Source organism: Pseudochelatococcus lubricantis, assembly GCF_011762225.1.
In the GTDB taxonomy this organism is placed as follows: Bacteria; Pseudomonadota; Alphaproteobacteria; order Rhizobiales; family Beijerinckiaceae; genus Pseudochelatococcus; species Pseudochelatococcus lubricantis.
Window position 1 is genome coordinate 121,775 of the sequence record NZ_JAASQI010000003.1, and the last position, 20,672, is coordinate 142,446.

19 protein-coding genes are annotated in these 20,672 nt (G+C 67.7%); 5 read left to right on the forward strand and 14 right to left on the reverse strand.

The genetic code is table 11. The features are described 5' to 3' along the window. Position 1: 1 nt before the first annotated feature. Entirely contained in the window at positions 2-1,450 is a 1,449-nt protein-coding gene (locus FHS82_RS07425; protein ID WP_166950503.1) for a metal-dependent hydrolase family protein, read from the reverse strand. A gap of 424 nt (positions 1,451-1,874) precedes the next feature. Between FHS82_RS07425 and FHS82_RS21335 the strand changes: the two genes are divergently transcribed. Then, positions 1,875-2,273, forward strand: coding sequence for a peptidase inhibitor family I36 protein (locus FHS82_RS21335; RefSeq protein WP_166950505.1), 399 nt, complete (start codon positions 1,875-1,877; stop codon positions 2,271-2,273). A gap of 216 nt (positions 2,274-2,489) precedes the next feature. Then, positions 2,490-3,161 (forward strand): hypothetical protein, encoded by a 672-nt coding sequence (locus FHS82_RS07435; RefSeq protein WP_166950507.1) that lies wholly within the window; start codon positions 2,490-2,492, stop codon positions 3,159-3,161. A 10-nt stretch (positions 3,162-3,171) separates the two neighbouring features. Here the strand turns inward: FHS82_RS07435 and FHS82_RS07440 are convergent, their stop codons facing one another. The 13 genes from FHS82_RS07440 to FHS82_RS07500 form a co-directional block, all read right to left on the reverse strand. Beyond that, entirely contained in the window at positions 3,172-3,678 is a 507-nt protein-coding gene (locus FHS82_RS07440) for a hypothetical protein (protein WP_166950509.1), read from the reverse strand. Positions 3,679-3,725: 47 nt separating this feature from the next. Then, the gene (locus FHS82_RS07445) at positions 3,726-4,616 is read right to left on the reverse strand and encodes a hypothetical protein (RefSeq protein WP_166950511.1); all 891 of its coding nucleotides are present in this window, start codon (positions 4,614-4,616) and stop codon (positions 3,726-3,728) included. A gap of 11 nt (positions 4,617-4,627) precedes the next feature. Further along, positions 4,628-5,176 carry a phage tail protein gene (locus tag FHS82_RS07450; protein ID WP_166950513.1) on the reverse strand — a complete coding sequence of 183 codons (549 nt, stop codon included), beginning with the start codon at positions 5,174-5,176 and terminating at the stop codon, positions 4,628-4,630. Between the two features lie 76 nt (positions 5,177-5,252). Continuing rightward, a complete protein-coding gene (locus tag FHS82_RS07455) occupies positions 5,253-7,892 on the reverse strand; it encodes a baseplate J/gp47 family protein (RefSeq protein WP_166950515.1) in 2,640 nt (879 codons plus the stop codon). Continuing rightward, a complete protein-coding gene (locus FHS82_RS07460) occupies positions 7,892-8,356 on the reverse strand; it encodes a GPW/gp25 family protein (RefSeq protein WP_166950517.1) in 465 nt (154 codons plus the stop codon). The genes FHS82_RS07455 and FHS82_RS07460 overlap by 1 nt, the downstream gene beginning before the upstream one ends. Before the next feature lie 36 nt (positions 8,357-8,392). Further along, positions 8,393-8,749, reverse strand: a complete 357-nt coding sequence (locus FHS82_RS07465; RefSeq protein ID WP_166950519.1) for a hypothetical protein — start codon at positions 8,747-8,749, stop codon at positions 8,393-8,395. Beyond that, positions 8,746-10,281 (reverse strand): phage baseplate assembly protein V, encoded by a 1,536-nt coding sequence (locus FHS82_RS07470; RefSeq protein WP_166950521.1) that lies wholly within the window; start codon positions 10,279-10,281, stop codon positions 8,746-8,748. Before FHS82_RS07470 ends, FHS82_RS07465 begins: the two co-directional genes overlap by 4 nt. Continuing rightward, positions 10,278-11,138, reverse strand: a complete 861-nt coding sequence (locus FHS82_RS07475) for a CIS tube protein (RefSeq protein ID WP_208394140.1) — start codon at positions 11,136-11,138, stop codon at positions 10,278-10,280. The genes FHS82_RS07470 and FHS82_RS07475 overlap by 4 nt, the downstream gene beginning before the upstream one ends. Then, on the reverse strand, positions 11,138-12,184 hold the full coding sequence (locus FHS82_RS07480) for a hypothetical protein (RefSeq protein WP_166950523.1): 1,047 nt from the start codon (positions 12,182-12,184) through the stop codon (positions 11,138-11,140). Before FHS82_RS07480 ends, FHS82_RS07475 begins: the two co-directional genes overlap by 1 nt. Positions 12,185-12,188: 4 nt before the next feature. Beyond that, positions 12,189-12,635, reverse strand: a complete 447-nt coding sequence (locus tag FHS82_RS07485; RefSeq protein ID WP_166950525.1) for a phage tail protein — start codon at positions 12,633-12,635, stop codon at positions 12,189-12,191. Between the two features lie 62 nt (positions 12,636-12,697). Beyond that, the gene (locus FHS82_RS07490) at positions 12,698-13,921 is read right to left on the reverse strand and encodes a phage tail sheath family protein (protein ID WP_166950527.1); all 1,224 of its coding nucleotides are present in this window, start codon (positions 13,919-13,921) and stop codon (positions 12,698-12,700) included. A gap of 78 nt (positions 13,922-13,999) precedes the next feature. Beyond that, positions 14,000-14,731, reverse strand: a complete 732-nt coding sequence (locus FHS82_RS07495; protein WP_166950529.1) for a carboxypeptidase-like regulatory domain-containing protein — start codon at positions 14,729-14,731, stop codon at positions 14,000-14,002. Positions 14,732-15,154: 423 nt separating this feature from the next. Next, positions 15,155-17,383 carry a transglycosylase domain-containing protein gene (locus FHS82_RS07500; RefSeq protein WP_166950531.1) on the reverse strand — a complete coding sequence of 743 codons (2,229 nt, stop codon included), beginning with the start codon at positions 17,381-17,383 and terminating at the stop codon, positions 15,155-15,157. A gap of 345 nt (positions 17,384-17,728) precedes the next feature. Between FHS82_RS07500 and gmd the strand changes: the two genes are divergently transcribed. From gmd to FHS82_RS07515, 3 genes are all read left to right on the forward strand, one after another. After that, entirely contained in the window at positions 17,729-18,781 is a 1,053-nt protein-coding gene (gmd, locus tag FHS82_RS07505; protein ID WP_166950533.1) for a GDP-mannose 4,6-dehydratase, read from the forward strand. 49 nt (positions 18,782-18,830) lie between these two features. After that, positions 18,831-19,676, forward strand: coding sequence for a GDP-mannose 4,6-dehydratase (locus FHS82_RS07510; RefSeq protein WP_166950535.1), 846 nt, complete (start codon positions 18,831-18,833; stop codon positions 19,674-19,676). A gap of 451 nt (positions 19,677-20,127) precedes the next feature. Beyond that, the gene (locus FHS82_RS07515) at positions 20,128-20,670 is read left to right on the forward strand and encodes an NUDIX hydrolase (RefSeq protein ID WP_246225177.1); all 543 of its coding nucleotides are present in this window, start codon (positions 20,128-20,130) and stop codon (positions 20,668-20,670) included. Positions 20,671-20,672 lie beyond the last annotated feature (2 nt).

Sequence of the window (20,672 nt, forward strand, 5' to 3'; positions counted from 1 at the left end):
CTCATGCTGCCAGCGTGTTCTTGTAAACGATGCCGGCCTTCATGATGAGCTGCATGCGGCGTTCCGGATCGCCGATGATGCCGATGTCTTCGAGCGGATTGCCATCCACGACGAGCAGATCGGCGTGGGCGCGGGCCTCGATCAGCCCCAGGTTGCCGGGATAGGGGTTGCGGGCGCCCGACAGCGCCAGCAGCGCGGCATTGCGGCTGGTGGCCAGCCTCAGCACGTCGACGTTCGACATCCAGCGCGCAAGCTTGGCGATCTGCCGGCCCTGCGTCGCCGTCTTTGCCGGGCTGAACAGGATATCGGTGCCGATGGCGACATTGACATCGTATTGCCGGGCCAGTTCGAAAGCGCGGACCGTGCCTTCGGCGATGGCCTTTTGCTGGGCCTGCTGCTCCGGCGTTGACTGGGGGTTGGCGTCTTCGTCCGCCAGAAAGGGCTGGAGGCTCCACCAGGCGCCTGCATCGGCGATGTGTTTGGCCGTCTGCGCGTCGGCAAGCTGGCCGTGCTCGATGCTCTTCACGCCGCAGGCGAGGGCGCGTTCGATTCCTTCGGGCGTGTAGACGTGGGCGCAGACGTAGGTGCCCCAGTCGGAGGCAGCATCGACAGCCGCCCTGATCTCGGGCGCGGTGAACTGGATCGAGTCCAGCGGATCGTAAAGCGACGAAACCCCGCCGCCGACCATGATCTTCAACTGACTCGCCCCCAGCAGCAATTGCTCGCGGGCGCGCTTCAGGACCTCCGGCACGCCGTCGGCGATGATGGCGATCCCTTCCTTTTCCGCCGGGCTGAGGGGCGCCGCCGGTGCGCTCGGGATCTGGCTGCGGAAACGGAAATCGCCGTGGCCAGCGGTCTGCGAGATCATCGCCCCGGAGGGAAAGATGCGCGGACCGGGAAAGCGCCCCTCGTCGACGGCCCGCTTGAGCGCGAAGGTCGGCCCGCCGACATCCCGCACGCTGGTGAACCCGCGCAGCAGCGTGCGCCCGGCCTCCTGCACCGCGAGCAGGTGGATGTAGGCGGCATCGGCGGTCATCGCGACAGCCTGCGGCAGCGCGGCCATGAAGCTGTGCCAGTGCGCGTCGATGAGGCCGGGCATGATCACCTTGCCCGCGCAGTCGATGACCTGCGCGTCTTCGACGGCTTCTCCGCGAGGGATGAGCGCCGCGATGCGTCCTCCGGCGATGGCGACGTCGCGGCCGTCGATCAGCCCGGCGGAAACGCCGTCGAAGATCCGCGCGTTGGCGAGCACGATGGTGGCCGGCGCTTCGGCCGCGAGCGGCGTCGCCTGCCCGAGCGCCCCCGCTGCCAGCGTGGCCGTGACCCCTTTCAGAACCGCGCGCCGGGAGAGCGCGTCCTCCATGGTGCAGACCACGCGCCGCGCCTCCGCGCCATGACAAAGGCAAGCGCCTGCGAAATGCCCGTAGCGCGTTTTCAGACGAATGATCATGGTCTCTCCTTTGCCGGCATGGTAGGCGAAACTGCACGGTTCCCGCGCCGTTTGCCGGGCTGTCCCAACGAGCTGCCTAAGTCCGTTCGGGCGCAGTATCGTACAGGCGCGTTATATGAACGTGAAATCGTGAAGTCGCGGTCGAATTTTCCGGGCGATTCCGGCGCGGTTCAGGGCGCGCGATGCCGATCGCGCTGGCACGGCGGCCGCCGATGCATTAACATTCTATCAGGCCCCGTCCGCAGGGCCGGTCACATCGACTGAGTGTAAACGCTACAGGTATCAGCAGCCTTCTTCGCGGGAGCCGCCTTTCACGGGCAGGCGCCCATGAGGGAGGTCTGCCGGCGCACGTTCCTGCAACCGCCACGCCGCGGTCGCAGTCCGGATCGCACGGCATGGCCCATCGATAAGGGGGAACTGAGCTATGCATTCACATCAAGAAGCCATCGGAATATGGAAGGTTTTATTGCTGACCGCGGGGGTGACGGTGCTATCCTCCTCCGCCTATGCCGCATGCATACTTTATGAACATCGGGACTATCAGGGGGCCCAATACCGGCTCAATGACGGTGACGCGATGATCATGAAAAGGGGCGAGACCGTATGCACTTCGGTCAGCCACGGTCCCGGCGGGGGATGTGTCTACTATGAACCGTCGTGGAACGACGAGCTCTCGTCGTTCAGGGTGACGAACGGATGCACGCTCACCTTGTACGAGAATTTCAACAGGAAGGGCGCGCGCTTCCGGTCGAACCGGAGCTACCGTTATGTCGGCGGCGCCTGGAACGACGAGGCATCGGAAGCCTATTGCTCCTGCCGTTGACGCGATGAACTCCGGACAGCGGGGACCTCTCCCGTTTTCCATGGGCCGGGCCAGCCTGTCAACGAAACGAAGCATATCCGTGACAGGGTATAGAGCGCGTTCTGATCAAATAGAACTGACTGGTTAATAAGCATTCGATCAAAATCATAAATTTTAGTCATGTTATCATTTCCCTGAAAAGACGAAGTGATCTATGCAGCAACACGGTGCACGCCCATGATCAAGATCCCGTTCCTGCTGCTGGGCCTGTTCTGCCTGTTTCTGAGCCTGCTGGTCGCGGGCGGCAGCGCGGGTGCGCTCGGCATTTTCGAGGCGGAGAAAGGCCCCGGCCTGGGTCTCGCGGCCCTGTGCTTCTTCTGCGTGCTGCCTTGCTACAGCTATGCCATCCTGACTTGCGAGGTGCTGCAGCTCGGCGCCGTCAGTGGCCGGCTTCAGACGGTCGTCGCGCTTGTGGGCTCCATCGTGGGCCTGCTCTTCGGCCTCTATTTCATCGTCAAGGCCATCACGCTGCTGTCGGTGATGCTGGCCCTGTTCCTCGCGGTGCCTTTCGGCACCATCGCCTACATGGTGATCTGGGGCACATTCGATACGGGGACGAGCCGGATTGTCCTCTCGCTGTTCATGACGGTGCAGATCATCGGCGCCATCTTTCTCGTGGTCGCGGCGCCGACCATCGTCAAGAACGGCAAGCTCGTCGCGCTCACGGCCGTGACGCTGGCTTTCGCCTTCATCCTCGGCCTGCTGCACGGGCTCGTGCCCAATCCGCTCGTCTCCATCGTGGATGCGCTCGCCGCCCTCGTCATCAGCATCGTGGCGACGATCTGGATGCTGCCGCTCCTGATCGGCGGCATTCTGTCCCTGGTTCGCGTGGTGCGCGCGGTGGCGTGAGGGGCGCCCGTCAATTCCAGGTCACGCGCGGCGTGCCGCCGCCGAGAGCCTCGACGGTGAAACAGCCGCCGCCCGGGCCGATGGCGAAGGTCGCCTCGTCCGTCAGCCTCTGGTTTTCGCAGCCCGAGGTGGGGACGGCGGCATCCGCGCGGCGCAGGCACAGCACCATCGGCATGGGCTTGCCGTCGGCGCGCGGATCGAGGCCGCTGAGGCTGATCCGGGCGCCGTTGCCGGCCGTGAGCCGGGCGCGGGCAACCCGGTTCTTCTGTGCGGACTTGCCGACGAACAGCGCGCCACCGCCGCACTGGTTTTCCGTGGCCGCGACGGGTGTGGCGCCGGGCGCGAGCGGCGAGAACAGGGCGCCGAGCACCTCGAACGGCCACGGCGCCCCCTCGCTGTTCATCCGGTCTTTCCAGTCCGCGCTGCCGTTGCCCGTGGGCACCAGCGCCGCGCCGGCACCCATCGCGACAAGAAACACGATACCGAGCAGGATCAGTCCGATGATGACAGGGCGCATGAGATGCTTCCGGTTCGCTGGCGCTCAATACTGTAAAACACGACGGATCACTGCCGGCGGAACTGTTCGGTCTCCGATCTGTCCGGCCGTCCGCTGTTGTCCTTGAAGGCCGTGGCGGTCGTGACGTTCAGTTGGTCGTTCGTCGTGTCGAGGCGGAACGACATCGTCCGCGTTGCAAACCCCTGATCGTAGAAGGCGCTGTAACGGTTGGGGAGCGGGCGGGCGACATAGGTAGTACCACCGGGCCGGCGCCAGCGGGTCTGCCGCAGCGGCGTCGTTCCCCAGTCGCAGTTGGTGGGCGAGCATTTGCCCCAGACATGCACCGTATCGTTGGCGATGACGATCTGCGGAATGCTGCGCGTGTTCGCATTCACGTTGATCCACGTCCCGGTAATGGCCGGCGTGGCCGTGGTCTGGTCGCCCGGTTCCTCCTCCTCCACCTCCGGCTTCGGCCAGAAAGCATAAGTGAGGCCGCCGGCGACGCCGATCACCAGCACGGCGGCGACGGCCACGGCCCACCATGGAAAAGGCTTCTTGGCCGGCGGCGGCGCGGCGGGCAGCGCCGGCACGGTGAAGGCGACGGGGCGGCTTTCCACGGAATCCGTGTCGGATCCGTTTTCGAGCGCCACCCGCAGCCGGAAGGAGGATGCCTTCGGCGCGGCGCCGGCGGGCGCGGCGATCGCAAGCTTGACGGTATGTACCTCACGCGGGCCGAAATCGACCGTATACAGCGTGGGGTTGGTGACGGAGGCGCCTTCGAAGCGATAGAGGGCGCGTTCGGCCTCCTCGGCCGGCAGGACGCTGAGGCTCGCCGTGAGGTTCTGCCCGGTCAGATTCTCGACCGTGAAGGCGACGAGTCCGTTGTAGGTGCCCTTGACCTCCGCGGCCTCGGCGAGGACCGCGTTCGGCGGCGGGTCGCTGATCTGAAAGCTTGCCATGTCGGTTCTCCTCAAGTGCCGTCCGGTCCGGCGGGTAAAATGTCGAGTTCGTAGGTCACCCACGCAGGCCGCTCGCCGGCGACGATGCGCGCGACGAGGTCCAGCCTGTGGGCAGCATCCGCCGGTATGCCCACACAAATGTGAAAGGCGCTCCTCTGTCCGGTCCGTGGATCGACCGGATTTTCGGTGATCGTGAAGCCGCTGACGCCGGTCGCGCATTCGAGCAGGGTAACGAGCGCCTCGCTGGTGCCGCGCAGCCGGGCGCATTCCGCCGCCACGCTCACGAGCTTGCGCAGGGCGTCCGGGTCGATGCGCGTCTGCACGCGGGCGGCGCCGTCGTGTTCCAGATAGGGGCCGAGCGCCAGCCAGCGCGCCAGCATGGCGACGAACGCATCCGGCGCGTAACGTGGATCGAAAGAGATGTCGAGTCCCGCGAGCACGGCTTCCGTCGGCGCGTGCATCTCCTCCATCACGGCGAGCAGCGCGGCCAGCACGGGACTTGCCGGAAGGGCGTCGCGGTAGATTTCCGGCAGCAGGCCGGCGATGGCCCCGGCTTTCATTCTGTCGCTCCCGGCCGGAATCCGCGTCCAGCCGCCCGGGAACGCGGCAGCATGTCCGGCTTTCTGTCCCGGCAGGTCAAAGGCTTTCTCCGGATTCGGAGGTGATCGTGAGTTCGATCGCTCCCGGGCGGAACAGCCAGTGCCGGGGCAGGGGCACCTTGTCGTCGAAGACGTCGCTGCCGATCTCCGCATAGGTGCGGCCGAGATCCGCGCTGCGGTAGATGCCCGCCTCGCCGCCGAAGAACAGGAACGGCACGTCCGTCTCCGACGGGCCGATGGCGGCGCCGCGCACCGGCGGCAGACTGCGGCGCTCGTCGACCGGGGGCAGGCCGCATGAGATCGCGGGGGGATCGCTCCAGCGGGCGTCGCGGCCCGGACGGCAGCAGAGAATGCCGCCCCGGTTGCTGCCGGCGATGGCGATATCGTCCCAGAAGTCGAAGGCTTCGCAGCTGCCATGCGTCCAGCCGTCGCTGAGCGCCTGCCAGCCGGTCGGATCCTCGCTGCCGTCGAGGCGGATGCCGATGCGCATGGCGCCCTGTCCCGGCTCGCCGCCGGCGGCGGCGAAGCCCGCCCAGAGGAAGGTCTCGTTGCCAACCTGCTGGAAGGCGAGGCTGCTGACCGGCCGCCCGGTCGTGTTCGGCAGGCGGCGGAACGTGCCGCCGCCGACGGCGATGAAAATGCCCAGCCCTTCCCGCGCCGCCACGGCGATGAGGTGCAGGCCGGAGAGATGGCGCGCTGTCGCCAGCGCCTCGAAGCCGCGCTGGTCCTCCCGTCGCTCCGCCTCCGTGGCGCCGCGCACGGGCACGGGCTCCGCCGCCGTCACGGTGGAAAAGCGGATGCGCTGGAGCATGTCGCGCCCGGCGATGAACAGCACCGGCATGCCGTCGAGTTCGCTCCAGGCGACATCGCGGATTTCGTTGGGGAAGACGAAATGCAGGAGCGGCGCCTGCGTGCCCTGCGCCTCGCGCCGCGTATCCCGCCAGCTCTCGCCGCCATCCTCGGAGATATAGAGGATGTAGGTGGCGCGGCCCGCTTCCTCCCGCCGCGAAAAGGCCGCGACCTTGCCGGGCAGGAAGGGCGCGGTGCGCACGCCGAGAAAGGTTTCCCGCGCGGCTTCCCCGGCGGCCGGGTCCAGAACCGTTTCCCAGCTTTCGCCACGGTCGAGACTGCGGAACAGGGCACGGCCGGCGGCGAAACAGGTCGTCTCCTGACAGCGGTCGCGATGGATGTCGACGATCATTTCGGACGGCGCGTCGCCGGTGTGGAACCGCAGGCGCTCGGCATAGCGCACGCCGGGCTCGCGCGTCAGGGTCTCATAGATGTCCGAGGCGCGCAGCGGCTGGCCGAACGCCCATTGGCCATCGGGCGCGAGCAGGGCCCGCAGGGCGCCGGTCAGCCGCGCACGCACGGCGGCGGCGTTCTCGAATTCGGACACGACGAGATGCGCGGAGAGGTCTAGCTTGCGGCACCGCGCCCACTCGACGTGGGTCTCGACGCCCACCGGCCGGCGGCGGCGGATGAGGGTCTCGACATCGGCGAGAAGGCCGGGGCTCTGGCGCGAGGCGAGCGTGTCCGCATCCGTATCCGCCGCGTCGAGCTTCGGCACGATGAGCACATGCACGACGCCCGGCCTGCCATAGGCCCACAGATCGCGCTGCGCATAGGCTCTGGCGCGGGCGATGCCCGGCACCTCGCGGGCGACGTTCTCGAAATCGCGCGTCGTCACCGCGGAGCGTAGCACGCGCACCGCCTCGCTGCCGCGGGCGATCGCATCGGCGACCGGCTCCTTGTCCTCGCCGCCGAAGGCCGGCTCCCGGTTTTCGACGCTCACCTGCGGAACAGGCGTCTTCATCACCGTCAGGGTGCCCGGCAGCACATTCCCCCTGACGCCGCCGCCGCGCAGGTACCAGGCCCGGATCTGCCGGTCCTTCGCGGGGCCCGCCCGGCTTGGGCGGGTCTGGTCCGCCAGCGCGCCGGCCGCGGCGGCGCTCGGCATGAAGATGATCGTCCCGCGCAGCCTGTCCGCGGCGAAGACCTGCGCGTCCGGAGCGAGGCCGGCGAAGGATTCGACTTCCCGCCACAGCGCGAAGGTTCTGCCGTCGATGCGCACTTTCTCCAGATCGCTTTTCTCTCGGCCCTGCGCGCTGTCGTCGGGGCCGAGTTCGACGGCGACCCGCAGGTCGTCTCCCGCCACCGGCCGGCGCAGGATGGGGCCGCGCCGGACGGTGTGCGCCTGTCCGAATGCGCCGGTGCCCGTGCCGAGCACCTCCGCCTCAACCCGCTCGGCATGGAGCGCGCGCACCTCCACTGTTACCTCCGTGTCCGGCGCGTGCCGTTGCGGAAACGCCGCTTCCGAGAGCGTGTGGAAGGTAACCGAGCCGCTCTTGTCGCTCACCGCCGTGCCGCGGGGAATGACGAGGCGGCCTGCATCGACGGCCTGTGGCGACAGGCGGAACGTGAGCGTGACCGTGGCCGGCGCCGGCGCGCGCGGGGCGACGCCCAGCAGGTCGAGCAGCGCGTAATGAACCTTTTCCGGCAGGCGGTTCAGCCGGTAGAGCATGATGTCGGTGAGATGGGCGAAAAGCTCAACGAGCGTGATGCCCGGATCGGAGGCATTGCGGTCCGTCCATTGCGGGCAGCGCTCGTCGATGAGGGCGAGCGCCTCGCGCAGGAGATCGTCATACCGGCGGTCGTCGAGTGGCGGATAGGTGAGCATCAGGCCGCGTCCCCCGTCAGATCCAGACTGAATTCGAGCCGTTCGGCGTGGCGGGTGGCGCGCACCCGATAGTCGAGATGAACGAACAACGTGGCGCGCGCCGGATCGTCCGTTCCCGTCGCGCCGGCACGCGGCCCGGCATCGAGATGAAGGATTTCCGCGCGCGGCTCGAAACGCAGCAGGGCCTGGCGCACGTAGTGAATGGCGAGGCCCGCCGTCGTCGCGTCATTGGGGTTGAACATCAGCCGGTGCAGCGGGCAGCCGTAGTCCGGCCGCATGACCCGCTCGCCCGGCCGCGTGGCGAGCAGGATCAGGATCGATTGCCGCACGTGCTCGTTCTCCTCGATGAGCGCCACGCCGCCCGTGGATGAGACCGCGAGGCCGAGGCTGCGGTCGCCCGGCCCTTCTGAGGGGGCGGGCGCCGCCAATCGGGAGAGACCGAGAAAGGCCCAGCCGCCAGCCATATCCTGCTTCCTCGTGTTCGGTTTTCCGGTGTCGTGTCACCCTTCGACGATCGCGATCCAGTTCTGGCCAGCGCTCGCGACATGCCAGGGAGACAGATTGACGTTCATGTAGTCGGTCGCGCCGCTGGCGCTGTCGAGCGCGATGCCGAGGCCCTCGATGGCGACGAATTGCGAATGGCTCTTGCTGTCGTTGACGGTGGCGATGGCGCGGCAGCGCTTGATGCCCGCCGCCTCCGCACCGCCGATGCAATGGGCGACGGAGCGGCCGTCGAAGTCGCCTTTGACGAGAACCGGGATGCCGTCGACCGTCACCCAGTCCTGAATCGGATCGAAGGTGACCGTTCCGGCATGGACGCAATGGCATTGCGCCTGCTCCGTGCACAGCAGGGTCATGACGTCCTCCGTTCGAACTGCACCCTGGCGGCCTGAATGGTCAAGGTGCCGCCGACGGCCGCGATGGTCAGATCGCCGGCGACGACGAGTTTCGACGCCGCGCCGAGCTGCAGGAGGTCGCCGCGTTGGGTGGAGAGCGAAAGCAGCGTCTGCTGGCCTCCGAGGACGAGCCGCTGGTTGCCGCCGGACGCCAGCACGAGCGCGCGCTTGTCCTGCGTCGTGGTGCCGCGCGGCAGCCGCGTGTGGCCGTAAAGCCCGCCGAGAATGATGCCCTGCGCGAGATCGCCCTGCGGAAACAGGACGACGACCTGATCGCCGACATCGGGCAGGACGGCCGCGCCCTTGCCGGCGCCCGCGCCGGCCACGAGCACGCTGAAGAAGCCGGGTTCGAGATCGCCGAGCGCGGGCAGCTTCACCTTGCAGCGGGCGCCGCCCTCGGGGTCCTGAATGTCGGTCACCTCCCCCAGCGTGACAACGGGCGCGTGCGGCTGCTCCGGTTCGTGGGGCAGGGCGGTGGAAAACGTGCTCGTGGCGCCCGTGGCGGCATCGAAATGATGCACGACCTCAGTGACGACCCCGATGGGCGACGTTTTGGTGTCGAGACCGTCAAGCCGCAAGCGCAGGCCGGGGGCGAGATCGGGGTCGGCGAGGACGGTTCCGCGCAGCACGGTTTCGCGCGCCACGGCGCGGTCGAACGCCGCCTGTGCCTGCGCTTCCAGTGCAGCCTGGGTGCCCGCCGGGCGGTTGGTGGCGTGCAGCAGCCCCTGATCCTGCTCCAGCGCGGGCAGGCCGTAGCTGTCGAGGTCGATGCTCTGGTCCTGACGCGCCAGCGCCGCCTCGGCCGAAAAGGAGGTGGCGGAATAGGGGTCCCAGCCCCTGCTGCGGCTGGCGCGCGCGGCCTGTTCGCCGCTCTTTTCGATCGTCGCCTCAAGCAGGTTCTTACCCCACGTGTAGGCGCGCGGATCCTCGCACCCGGCCAGCGAGACGAGGCGCAGACAGGTGCCGTCGAGGGTGGCGTAGAGGCCCTGTTCGCCGCCGAGCGCGAGCAGCGCGGCCAGGTCGCTCGTGCCCGCCTGCACGAAACGTCGGGGCGGGGTTTCCTCGTCGCAGGCAAAGGTGAAGTCCAGCTCCGCCGCAGCCTCTTCCCACAACGCCGTCAGCCGCGCGTTTTCGACGACCCTGAACCGCCGGCGTAGCCGCAGGGCATGCAGCGCGTCATGCGCGCGGACGAGCAGCCGGCTGACGCCGCCCGCCGGATACCGCTGCTCCTGACCGGTGATCGTGCCCCTGAACAGCAGCCGGCCGTCCGCCGTGGCGACGGCAAGCGCGAGGCCGGCCTCGCACCGTTGGCCGAAGCCCGGCGGCGGCGCCTCGATCGTCAGCTCCGCAAGGGCCGGAACGTTGAGCGCGCGGCGGATGACGAGGCGCGAAAGCTGGTGCGCGGCGGCTTGCGGCAGGGGCGCGCCGCCGAGCGTGACGACCGGCAGGGCCTTGCCGGAAAGCGCGCCGCCGATGGTCGTGGCGTTCGTCATCGTTCCGTCCCTCCCACGGCCGAATTGCCGGATGCCGGCGGCAGGGCGATGACCTGTCCCGGTTCCAGATGCAGCGGATCGGCGATGTCGTTGTGGTCGGCGACGATCCGCCAGTCTGCCGGATTGCCGCTGTACTCCGTGCCGATCCGGTCAAAACGCGGGTTGGGTATGCCGTTCTCGTCGACTTCGACGGTGATGTGCCGGGCGAAAGCCTCGCCGGGCGACAGGGCTGCCGGCGGCGGCTCGAAGAACGAGGCTGTTTCGAGCTGCGGCCCGCCGACGGCGCGCGGCGGCGTCAGGGTTTCCGGCAGGCGGCGCAGGCGCATGCGCAGGAACGAGCGGCGTGGCCGGCCTTCGCCGTCGAAACGCTCGAACCGCTCGGCGACATCGGTGACGACACCGAGAATGTTCCACGAGCGGCCCCAGATGAAGCGGACCTGCGGCACGACGCCGGCACGGTGGTCGGCAGCGGCGTTTTCCGCGAGGTTCCAGAACGGCCGCGTCAGGTGGCGCACGTCGGCGGGGCGCGGCGCATCGAGCCCGGGCAGCGCCGCGCCGGATAATGGCGGCTCTGCCGCCGCAGGCTCCGTCTCGGCGCGTGCGATATCCCCGCCCGGCTGCCGCAGTGCCTGCGCGTCGATGAGATCGATATCGAACAGAAGATCGAGCGTGAGTTCCGTGACGCCGCCGCCCGTGGCGATCAGCGGCGTGTCGGAGAGGCCCGGCCCCGTCACTGCCCCCGCGCCTGCCGTCAGGGGACGCAGGCCGCTGGCGCGGGTGAGTGTCAACTGCTCCGGATTGAGCAGGGCGGAAATGCGCTCGCCGGTGGCTTCGATGAGGAAAAGCGCGCGTTCCATCAGCTTTCCTCCTGGATGCGGATGAGCCGGCGCATATCGTGCGCCGGCGTCTCACTCCCGGTGTCGCCCGGCGCTGGCGTCGGGGCAGGCGGCAGGACGGGCCAGAGATCGGCGTCGAACGTCTCGCGCCACTTGACGGCGGCCCCGGGCTTCCGGGGGGACGGGGCGGGTGGCAACGGCGCGCGCGAGGAAACGGAAGCGGCCGGGCCGTTATCCCTCCGCTGCCAGCCCGCGAGGGCCGGCCGCGCATCGGGGCCCGGCGACTGCCGATCCCGGCCGAAAATCTTCTGCCAGATATTGTGGAGGCCGGGCTTTCGCGTGAACGCCGTGGCCGGTGCGGGCGGCACCTGCGCCGGACGGGCTACGTTCGCCGGCGGGCGGCGCATGCCGGTTTCAAGATCCGCCGGTGTTCGCGGAGGCGTGAAATTGGCGGCCACGGTCTCGCCTGGTGATCGTGGTGCGGTGCCGAAGGCGGGGCGCTCGGCAAAGGCTGCCGGCGGCGGGACGGGTGCGGCGGGCAGTCCGGCGGCCGGGATTTCCTTTCCCGCACCATCGAGCGGTGTAATCGCCCGCAGCAGGAAACGCGGCGCGCGGCGGGCCGTGCGTGGCTCTGCGGAAAAAACCGGTCGGGCGGCGGGCGCGAGAGCCTGTTGCGTGGGCGCTGCGACAGCGGAAGCGGCGGGTGCAGGCGTTGCCGTCTCGAAAAGAGGGGCGGTCACCGACCTTTCCGTGGTGGCGTGGGGCTCCGGAACCGCGCGGCGGCTCTCCCGGCGCGGAGCGGCGGCCGCCTGTTTCGTGGTCATCCGCTCCTGGCGCGGTGCCTGTTGCGGGGATCTGTTGCGGGCCACAACTTCAAGCCATACGTCCGGCGCGTCCGGATAAAGCTCGCGCAAGTCGTCCATCGCCGCGCGCAAGGATGCCGCTTCGGTCCTTGCCGCCATTCCGCGCGTCATCGCCGTGGCGAGCGCGCGCCAAGCCCGCCGCGCGCCGGCGAGAAACCGGACCAGCAGACGGGTGAGATGGCGTGTGGCAGCGGGCGGCGTCATCGTCTCACTCGGCCCGCAACTCGTCATACGCGAGTTTGAGTTCGGCGAAGGCGATATCGCGGCCGAGGCCGTCCAGCGCCGGGCCATGCCACTCGCACGGCCAGGCGCTGAGCAGATTCCAGCGTAGAGCTTCGGTGACACCGTCGGTTTCGAGCAGCAGGATCGAAACGTTGCGCCGCTCGATCCGCCCCTTGGCTATCGCGCTGATCCAGTTCCACAAATCCGTGGATTTGGTCAGGCCGTGGCGCAGCGTCACCTCTGCATATTCCACCGGGCCGGGCAGGGAGCGCACCGCCTGCCCGTCGCCGCCGGGCCGATAGCGGATGGGATGGATGCGCATGGCGAGGCCCTGAACCGAGAAAAAGGCGGCTTCGGTGACCCCGCCGATCTCAAGGCGGAAATTGAAATTGCGATAGGGATCGATCGGGCCGGAAGATTGCGCGCTCGCCATGTCTTAAGCTCCTTCGCGGAATTGTGTCATCGGGCTTTAGAGCCCGCACGGGCGCGTGCGGCTCATGCAGCGCCGGAGGCTTCCTGGGCTGTCGGCAGGCCCGCCATCTGCCCGATCTCGAAAATGACGAACTCCGCCGGTTTCACGGGGGCGACGCCGATGACGATGGTGACGATGCCCTGATCGACGTTTTCCTGCGGGTTGGTTTCCTCGTCGCATTTGACGAAGAAGGCCTGCTCCTCCGTCGCGCCCATGAGCGCGCCGCGCCGCCACAGGTTGACGAGGAAGGCGTGGACGTCGCGCCGGATGGACTTCCACAGGGGTCTGTCGTTGGGCTCGAACACGACCCAGCTCGTGGAGCGGATGATGGATTGCTCGATGAAGATCAGCAGCCGGCGCACCGGGACGTAACGCCAGTTGGACGCCGGCGCCGCGAGCGTGCGCGCGCCCCAGACCACGATTCCCTGATCCGTGAAGAAACGGATGGCGTTGACGCTCGCGAGGTTGAGCTTGCCCTGTTCGGCATTGGTCATGTGCTGGCTGAGGCCGAGGGCGCCGCGCACGGGCTCGTTGGCCGGCGCCTTGAATATGCCGCGCTGGACATCCGTGCGCGCGTAGATGCCCGCGATATGGCCGGAGGGCGGGATGAGCACGGGTTCCTTGCGATCCGTCGCCAGACAATCGCGCACCACAAGCCACGGAAAATAGAGCGCGCCGAAGCCGCGCGGGGAGGCGGGCGCCCGGAGGCCGGCGCGAGGCGCCGCCGGTGCGTCGGTCTCGTCCGCATCCTGCCCTGCCACGGCGGGCGCCGCGACCTGGCCGACGGTCACCAGCGCGTCGAGATCGACCCGCGCCGGCCCCGGCGCGTCGACGATGGCGAAGCGGTCGCCCTGCCTCTCGCAGGAGCCGATGAGGATGCCTGCGGATTCAGTGTCGCTGAAACCCGGCGCCGCCACCATGGCTATTTCATCGTAGGGCAGCAGCGCGTCGACCGCCGCCTGCAGCGATCCCTGCGCGCCGAGATTGACCACGTAGCAGCGCGTGCCGCCGTTGAGGAAAAAACCGAAAACGGCGTTGGCGAGATGGTTGGGCTCTGCCGACCGGTCTCCGAACGCGGCGCGGAAGGCGCTGAAGCTGTTGACGGGTTTGGGTTCGAGTGGAAACGCTGCGGGATCGGGCGCGCGCCCGATGAAGGCCGCCGTCGTGGTCGTCACGCCCTGGATCGGCCGCGTCCCGCTGTCCTTCTCCTCGATGTAGACACCGGGATAGGAATAACTCACGCTCATGATCACTCCTCCGCAAATCCGTCTCGTCGTGTTCGGTGCGCTCCAGTGTCCCGGTCGATCCCGAAAGCGGCGGTCGCTCTATTGCATGAGCCCGTCGATGGGCATTTCCACGGTTATGGTGCCATGCGCCGGCACGATGACCTCGTGCCGCGCGGTCTTGAAGCCGACGACGAGCTTGATGGCACGCCCGCCGGGCAGGCCGGTCAGATGAAAACGCCCGCGATGGTCGGTGCGGACCTGCTGCTGCTGGCCGACGACGGCGATGTCGGCCTCGGCGAGCGGCAATCTGCGGCCGGCCGCCGTGGTGCCGACAAGCTCGCCGTGGAGATCGGCAAGCGCCTCGCTCACGACACGCGGAGGCGCCAGCACGGGCCGAGCCGCCACGGTCTGCCGCTCCCGTGCGAAAGGCACGTGCAGAAGCATGGCGAGACACGGCGGCAGGCCGCATTGCCGGCTCATCGCCAGCGCGGCGTCGCGCGTATCGAGACCGACCTCCTGGCTGTCGCCGGCGCCGTCGCGCCAGCGCCCCTCTTCCAGCAGAAACGCGAGGTCCCCCGCCAGCGCCGCCGCCTTCAGACAATCGGCCTCGGCAACGAAGAGGAGAAGCGATACCTCCACCAGAGCAATGTTCCGGCGCCCGAGCGGCCCGGTTTTAGGCTGGACATTGCATAGCAACAGGCCCGCGCCCCCCGTGGGGAGCCGCGCCGGCGCCGAGAGGTCCGGCATGGACAGAAGATGCACGGGCTCAGGCGCAATGGCATCGCCGAGCCATTGGTGAAACGCCGCCAGCGATTGCGCAAGCGATGCCATTGCCGCCCCTCCGCCGGATCAGGCCGTTTCTTCTCGCATGACAAGCAAAGTTTTTATTCAAACACACGCAAAGCAGTCATTCTTCGCGTGAGAATGTCCCGGAACCATGTGTATTTTTATGATTTCATCCAGTCCAATACGTTATCCCCTGCCGCAGCGCAGGGTATATTGACCGGTTTTGCTATAAGACACCCTTGTAGGGAATCTTCTTCTTGCAGCCCGCGAGGGTATTGTAGTAAAATACTTGAGCACAAAAATGATTTTGATAATAGCACGCTTAAGCTCAAATTCAAGCATAGGCCCCGAAATAAATCGCCGCGCACGGCCGCTCCGATGCGCGGGCCTGCAAGCCTGCGCGTCGGCCGCCGTGCTCGGCAAGAAGGGAAGATAGCGTCCGCCTGGGCGGATTCAGCGGATCGTGTGTCAACCCCCGAACAGGCGTTCGAAGAAGTTCTTTTCCCGCTGCGGCCGGGGCTGTGCCTGCGGCGCCGGTGCGCGCAGGTCGACGGGCGGCTGCAATGACGCGGCGGGCGGGGGCGGCGCGTCCGGCGGCAGCTCGCTGACCGGTGCATCCCACGGGCTGCCGGGCAGGGGGGCCGGCGTCACGCCCTTCAGCGCCTGCACCATGAAAGTGCGCCACGCCTCGGCGGGCAGGGTGCCGCCGGTGACGTTCTTCGTCGGCGAGTAATCGTCGTTGCCGAGCCAGACGCCGGTGACGAGCCCGCTCGTGTAGCCCATGAGCCACGCATCGCGCGATTCCTGGGTGGTGCCCGTCTTGGCGGCGATCTCGTAGCCATCGATCGCCACGCGCCGCGCCGAGCCGGAGGTGACGGCCTGATGCAGCATGTAGTTCATCATCGACGCATCGTCCTCGCTCAACACGCGCCCGAGATCGTAGGGCTGGCGCTGGTAGACGGGCTTGCCGTCAACGGTCTTCACGTCGCGGATGATCCACGGCACCACGCCGACGCCGCCGTTGGCAAAGGCCGCGTAGGCGGCGGTGAGTTCGAGCGGGCTCACTTCCGACGTGCCGAGCGCGATGGTGGCGTTCGCGGTGAGCGGCGAGGTGATGCCGAGGCGCTGCGCCGTCTGCGCGACCGTCTTGGGCCCCACCTCGACGGCGAGCTTCACCACCACCGTGTTGAGCGATTGCGCGAGGGCGGTGGCCAGCGTCACCGGGCCGCTGTAGCGGCGGGAGAAGTTCTGCGGCTGCCAGCCGTTGATGTTCACCGGCGTGTCCTGCCGCACGGTGCCCGGGTTCATGCCGCGCTCCAGCGCCGTCAGGTAGACGAAGGGCTTGAAGGCCGATCCGGGCTGGCGGCGGGCAGTGGTCGCGCGGTTGAACTGGCTCGCGGCATAGCTGCGTCCGCCGACCAGGGCGCGGATCGCGCCATCGTTCGACATCGCCACCAGCGCGCCCTGAGAAACGCGCGCCTCCGCGCCTTTCTTCGCGATGACATCGGTCAGCGCGCTCTCGCCGGCGCTCATCAGGGCGCGGTCGATGGTGGTGCGCACCACGACATCTGTTTCCGCCTTGCCGATGAAGTCGTCGAGCACATCCATCACGTAATCGGCGGCGTAGTTGGCATTGCCCGTGCCGCGTGGCTTGACGGTTTCGGCCGGTGTCATCAGCGCGCCCTTGGCCTGTTTGTCGGTGACGAAGCCGAGTTCCGCCATGTTGGTGAGCACCAGCTGCGCCCGCGCCTGCGCCGCCTGGGGATTGCGCGTCGGCGACAGGCGCGAGGGCGCCTGCACGAGGCCGGCGAGCATCGCGGCCTCCGCCAGCGTCACCTCCTTGGCGGGCTTGCCGAAGTAGCGCAGCGCCGCCGCCTCCACGCCATAAGCGCCCGCGCCGAAATAGACGCGGTTGAGGTAGAGCGCGAGAATCTCGTCCTTGCTGAAGTTCTGCTCCAGCCAGACGGAGAGGATCGCTTCCTGAATCTTGCGCGAGACGGTGCGATCCTGCGTCAGGAAGAGGTTCTTCGCCAGCTGCTGCGTCAGCGTCGAGCCGCCCTGCGACACGCCGCGTGCGGTCACGTTGCGCACAAGCGCACGCGCGATGCCGAGGGGATCGATGCCCCAGTGATCGTAGAAGCGCCTATCCTCGATGGCGACGAAGGCCTGCGGCAGATAGGGCGGCAGTTCCTTCAGCGTCACCGTGCGGCCGCCCATGTCGCCGCGATTGGCGAGCAGCGAGCCGTCCGCCGCCAGCACCGCGATGTTGGGCGGGCGCTTCGGCACGGTCAGCGTATCGATGGGGGGAAGCTGGGCGAAATGATAGGCCACCACGCCGCCCACCGCGATCGCAGCCCAGAGGCCGAGGACGACGATCGTCGAGAACAGCGTGCCGACAAGCGTGCGACGACGCCCCGTCCGGCGTTTGCGGGCGGGCGGACGCCCGCTTGCCGCCGCCTTCCTCGCGCCCTTGCCGCGTCCCGCTGCCGCCATCGATATCCCCTCGCTGCTCACGTCCGGTCCGGGTTGCGACGGTCCCTGGCCGGCTGGCGAAGGGGCCCGCACGAGACGGTCCTGCGCCGACAGGCGCCATTCCTGCGTGCCGGAGGCTGCCGCGTCGTCGCGATCCCCGTCCGCCTCGAAACGGGGCTCCTGCCGGAACCCGCTGCCTTTGCCGTAACCGTTGCCCTGCGTCATCTCACCGGGATGTCTGTTCGCGCGACAACGCGCGCCGCTGCTTCCAGCTTCTCTTCTGGCATCCTAATTGTGGCAGATTAAGGGGACGTTGCCGCCGAACCCGCGGCCCGTGCCGGTTTGTGCGTGGAATTTGCGCGATACGCCACGCCGCCGCGTTTGAAATTGCGCTTTTCACGGCGCATAACAAATCAAGACGGAATTGTGCGACAGATGTTGCAGAATGCGCTGCCGGATATCAACAGTTTGCCGTCCGGAGGTAAAATCTGCTAACGCATGATGCCGTGATATATTGAAAAATTATGCGCCAACCGTCGCGGGCGGCGCGTTCTTCTGCACGAGAGTCCCATGGCCGCTGCCTCTTCCGCCAAGACCGCGATCATCACCGGCGTGACCGGACAGGATGGCGCCTATCTCGCGCAATATCTGCTGGAGCGCGGGTATCGCGTGGTCGGCGCTGTGCGGCGCACGTCGTCGGTGAATCACTGGCGGCTTGCGGAACTCGGCCTGCTGGACCGCGCCAGTCTGGAACTCGTCGATTTCGACCTGGGCGATGCCACCAGCGCCATCCGCCTCGTGGCCGAGCACCAGCCGGACGAGATCTACAACCTCGCCGCGCAGAGCTTCGTCAGCGTCTCGTTCAAGCAGCCGCTGGCGACCGCCGACATGACCGGCCTCGGTGCCCTGCGTCTGCTGGAGGCCGTGCGCATCGTGAAGCCGGATACGCGCTTCTATCAGGCGAGCACATCGGAGATGTTCGGCAAGGCGCAGACGCCCCGGCAATCCGAGACGACGCCGTTCTATCCGCGCTCGCCCTATGCCTTCGCCAAGCTGATGGCGCACTGGGCGACGGTGAACTACCGGGAGAGCTACGGCATCTTCGCGGTTTCAGGCATTCTCTTCAATCACGAATCGCCCTTGCGCGGCAAGGAGTTCGTCACCCGCAAGATCGCCGATCACGTCGCGCGCGTCTCACTCGGCGAAACGGCGCCGCTGGAGCTTGGCGCGCTCGACGCGCAGCGCGACTGGGGCTATGCGCGCGAATACGTCGCCGGCATGCACGCCATGCTCCGGCATGAGCGCCCCGATACATTCGTGCTGGCGACCGGGCGCACGTCGAGCGTTCGCCGTTTCGTCGAACTGGCGTATGGCGTCATCGGCCTCCCGCTCGTGTGGGAAGGGGAGGGCGCGCGGGAACTGGCGCGCGACGCGCACACGGGCGCCGTGCGCGTGCGTGTCAACCCGCGTTTCTACCGCCCGGCGGAAGTGGATTTGCTGCTCGGCGATTCCGGCAAGGCCGAACGCGAACTCGGCTGGCACGCGCAGACCGGGCTGGAGACGCTGTGCGAGATCATGGTAAAAGCGGATATCGAACGCAACCGTCAGGGTCGCTCGTTCTGACCGGCCGTTTCGGCCGGGATCCGTGGTTCTTCTATCGGAGAGAGCGCCCATGCGCGTGCTCGTCACCGGCGAGGAGGGTTTTACCGCCCGCCATCTCGCGCCGCTGCTCGTTGCCCACGGCCACGAGGCGCTGCCGCTCGCGGCCGACCTGACGCGGCCGGCGGAGGTGGCGCAGCGCGTCTCGGCGCTGATGCCGGACGCCGTCGTGCATCTGGCGGCCATCTCGTTCGTGCCCGACAGCACGGACGCCCGCGTCTACGCGGTCAACACGGTCGGCACCGTGACGCTGCTCGATGCGCTGGCCGGGCTGGCGCGGCCGCCGCGCCGGGTGGTGCTGGCGTCGAGTTCCCACGTCTACGGCACGCAGGCGGGCCGGCTGGCCGAGGATGCGCCGCTGCAGCCGGTCACACACTACGGCGCCTCGAAGCTCGCCATGGAATGCGTCGCGCGGCCGTACCGGGAGCGTCTCGGTGTCGTGATCGCCCGGCCGTTCAACTACACCGGCGTCGGGCAGGGGGAGCGTTTCCTCGTGCCCAAGCTCGTCGCCGCCTTCCGCGCCCACTTTCCCGAATTGCGGCTGGGCAACCGGAATGTCGCACGCGACTTTTCGGACGTGCGTCACATCGTCCGCGCCTACTTCGCCCTGCTGACGGCGGACGACGTCGAGGCGGTCTACAATCTGTGCTCGGGCCGGCCTGTCACCATAGAGGCGCTTCTGGCCGCACTGGAGGCGCAGACCGGCCATCGGCCGCGGATCGTCACCGACTCCGCCCTCGTGCGCCCCAACGAAACGCCCGTCCAGTACGGCGATCCGGCGCGCATGGAGCGCTTGCTCGGCACAGCCGCGCCGCCGGTGGAGGACGTCCTGCGCTGGATGTTGCGGCAGCCCGCCTGAAGCGCTGCGTGCCGAGGCGCTGACGAAAGCCTGTGGAAAAGCCGGCGCGGAGGGGCTGTCCTGCGGCTTTTTGTGCCGTCCCCCGATACGAAACTGTCATCCTTTGGCCGTTATATGAATACTGCATGGGTGTGTGCGGCGTCGGCGGTCGATTCGCGATAAAATATGTGGATTGACGGCGCGATACAAAAAGCGTGCCGCTTTTCAGGCGATATCGTGCGTTAACAAACAGATAGCGCGGCGGCTACATTTTTATTCCGTACTGGCTGCATCATGAATGCCATTAAATCTATTGTCTAAATCTATTGTCTATGTTAATGTACAAATGTAAGATAGTTTCCATTCGTTCCTGCTGCACGCGCGGCCTGGGACAGTTGAATGATAAAGGAGAGCTGACGCGGGATGGTGTCGGGATTTGAGCGGGCGGGGTCTGGCGGAGACGATATCTGCCATGGCTGATGTTCTCAAGCCGTCCGTGATGGAGAAGAAAAAGAAGAATTGCCGGCGCCAATTCGGGGCGCTGCCGTTGCGCATGAGCGATGACGGCCGGATCGAGGTGATGATGGTCACCTCGCGCGAGACCCGCCGCTGGATCGTTCCCAAGGGCTGGCCGATCAAGGGCCTGTCCGGCGCGCAGACGGCCGCGCGCGAGGCGCAGGAGGAAGCCGGCGTACTCGGCATCACGGGCAAGAGCCCGGTGGGCGGCTATCTTTACGACAAGCGTCTCAAGAACGGCAGCAGCGCGCGCTGCTATGTCGAACTCTATCCGCTCTGGGTGGTGGACGATATGCCCCGCTGGCCCGAATATGGCGAGCGCGAGATCGAATGGCTGCCCGTCGACCAGGCTGCGGAACGCGCGGGCGACGCCTCGCTGGGCGAACTGCTGCGCGCGGTCGGCGACAAGGGGTTGCCGCGTTCCTCCCACAAGCTTTATCGCAAGGCGGCGCGCAAGGCGCGGCGCACGCAGGCCCAAGGCGATTTGCGTTATCGTTGAGC

What these genes read in the sequence shown, in the direction of transcription:
- FHS82_RS07425 (WP_166950503.1), bottom strand. Translation starts at nt 1,450, where the DNA reads ATGATCATTCGTCTGAAAACGCGCTACGGGCATTTCGCAGGCGCTTGC.
- FHS82_RS21335 (WP_166950505.1), top strand. Translation starts at nt 1,875, where the DNA reads ATGCATTCACATCAAGAAGCCATCGGAATATGGAAGGTTTTATTGCTG.
- FHS82_RS07435 (WP_166950507.1), top strand. Translation starts at nt 2,490, where the DNA reads ATGATCAAGATCCCGTTCCTGCTGCTGGGCCTGTTCTGCCTGTTTCTG.
- FHS82_RS07440 (WP_166950509.1), bottom strand. Translation starts at nt 3,678, where the DNA reads ATGCGCCCTGTCATCATCGGACTGATCCTGCTCGGTATCGTGTTTCTT.
- FHS82_RS07445 (WP_166950511.1), bottom strand. Translation starts at nt 4,616, where the DNA reads ATGGCAAGCTTTCAGATCAGCGACCCGCCGCCGAACGCGGTCCTCGCC.
- FHS82_RS07450 (WP_166950513.1), bottom strand. Translation starts at nt 5,176, where the DNA reads ATGAAAGCCGGGGCCATCGCCGGCCTGCTGCCGGAAATCTACCGCGAC.
- FHS82_RS07455 (WP_166950515.1), bottom strand. Translation starts at nt 7,892, where the DNA reads ATGCTCACCTATCCGCCACTCGACGACCGCCGGTATGACGATCTCCTG.
- FHS82_RS07460 (WP_166950517.1), bottom strand. Translation starts at nt 8,356, where the DNA reads ATGGCTGGCGGCTGGGCCTTTCTCGGTCTCTCCCGATTGGCGGCGCCC.
- FHS82_RS07465 (WP_166950519.1), bottom strand. Translation starts at nt 8,749, where the DNA reads ATGACCCTGCTGTGCACGGAGCAGGCGCAATGCCATTGCGTCCATGCC.
- FHS82_RS07470 (WP_166950521.1), bottom strand. Translation starts at nt 10,281, where the DNA reads ATGACGAACGCCACGACCATCGGCGGCGCGCTTTCCGGCAAGGCCCTG.
- FHS82_RS07475 (WP_208394140.1), bottom strand. Translation starts at nt 11,138, where the DNA reads ATGGAACGCGCGCTTTTCCTCATCGAAGCCACCGGCGAGCGCATTTCC.
- FHS82_RS07480 (WP_166950523.1), bottom strand. Translation starts at nt 12,184, where the DNA reads ATGACGCCGCCCGCTGCCACACGCCATCTCACCCGTCTGCTGGTCCGG.
- FHS82_RS07485 (WP_166950525.1), bottom strand. Translation starts at nt 12,635, where the DNA reads ATGGCGAGCGCGCAATCTTCCGGCCCGATCGATCCCTATCGCAATTTC.
- FHS82_RS07490 (WP_166950527.1), bottom strand. Translation starts at nt 13,921, where the DNA reads ATGAGCGTGAGTTATTCCTATCCCGGTGTCTACATCGAGGAGAAGGAC.
- FHS82_RS07495 (WP_166950529.1), bottom strand. Translation starts at nt 14,731, where the DNA reads ATGGCATCGCTTGCGCAATCGCTGGCGGCGTTTCACCAATGGCTCGGC.
- FHS82_RS07500 (WP_166950531.1), bottom strand. Translation starts at nt 17,383, where the DNA reads ATGACGCAGGGCAACGGTTACGGCAAAGGCAGCGGGTTCCGGCAGGAG.
- gmd (WP_166950533.1), top strand. Translation starts at nt 17,729, where the DNA reads ATGGCCGCTGCCTCTTCCGCCAAGACCGCGATCATCACCGGCGTGACC.
- FHS82_RS07510 (WP_166950535.1), top strand. Translation starts at nt 18,831, where the DNA reads ATGCGCGTGCTCGTCACCGGCGAGGAGGGTTTTACCGCCCGCCATCTC.
- FHS82_RS07515 (WP_246225177.1), top strand. Translation starts at nt 20,128, where the DNA reads ATGGCTGATGTTCTCAAGCCGTCCGTGATGGAGAAGAAAAAGAAGAAT.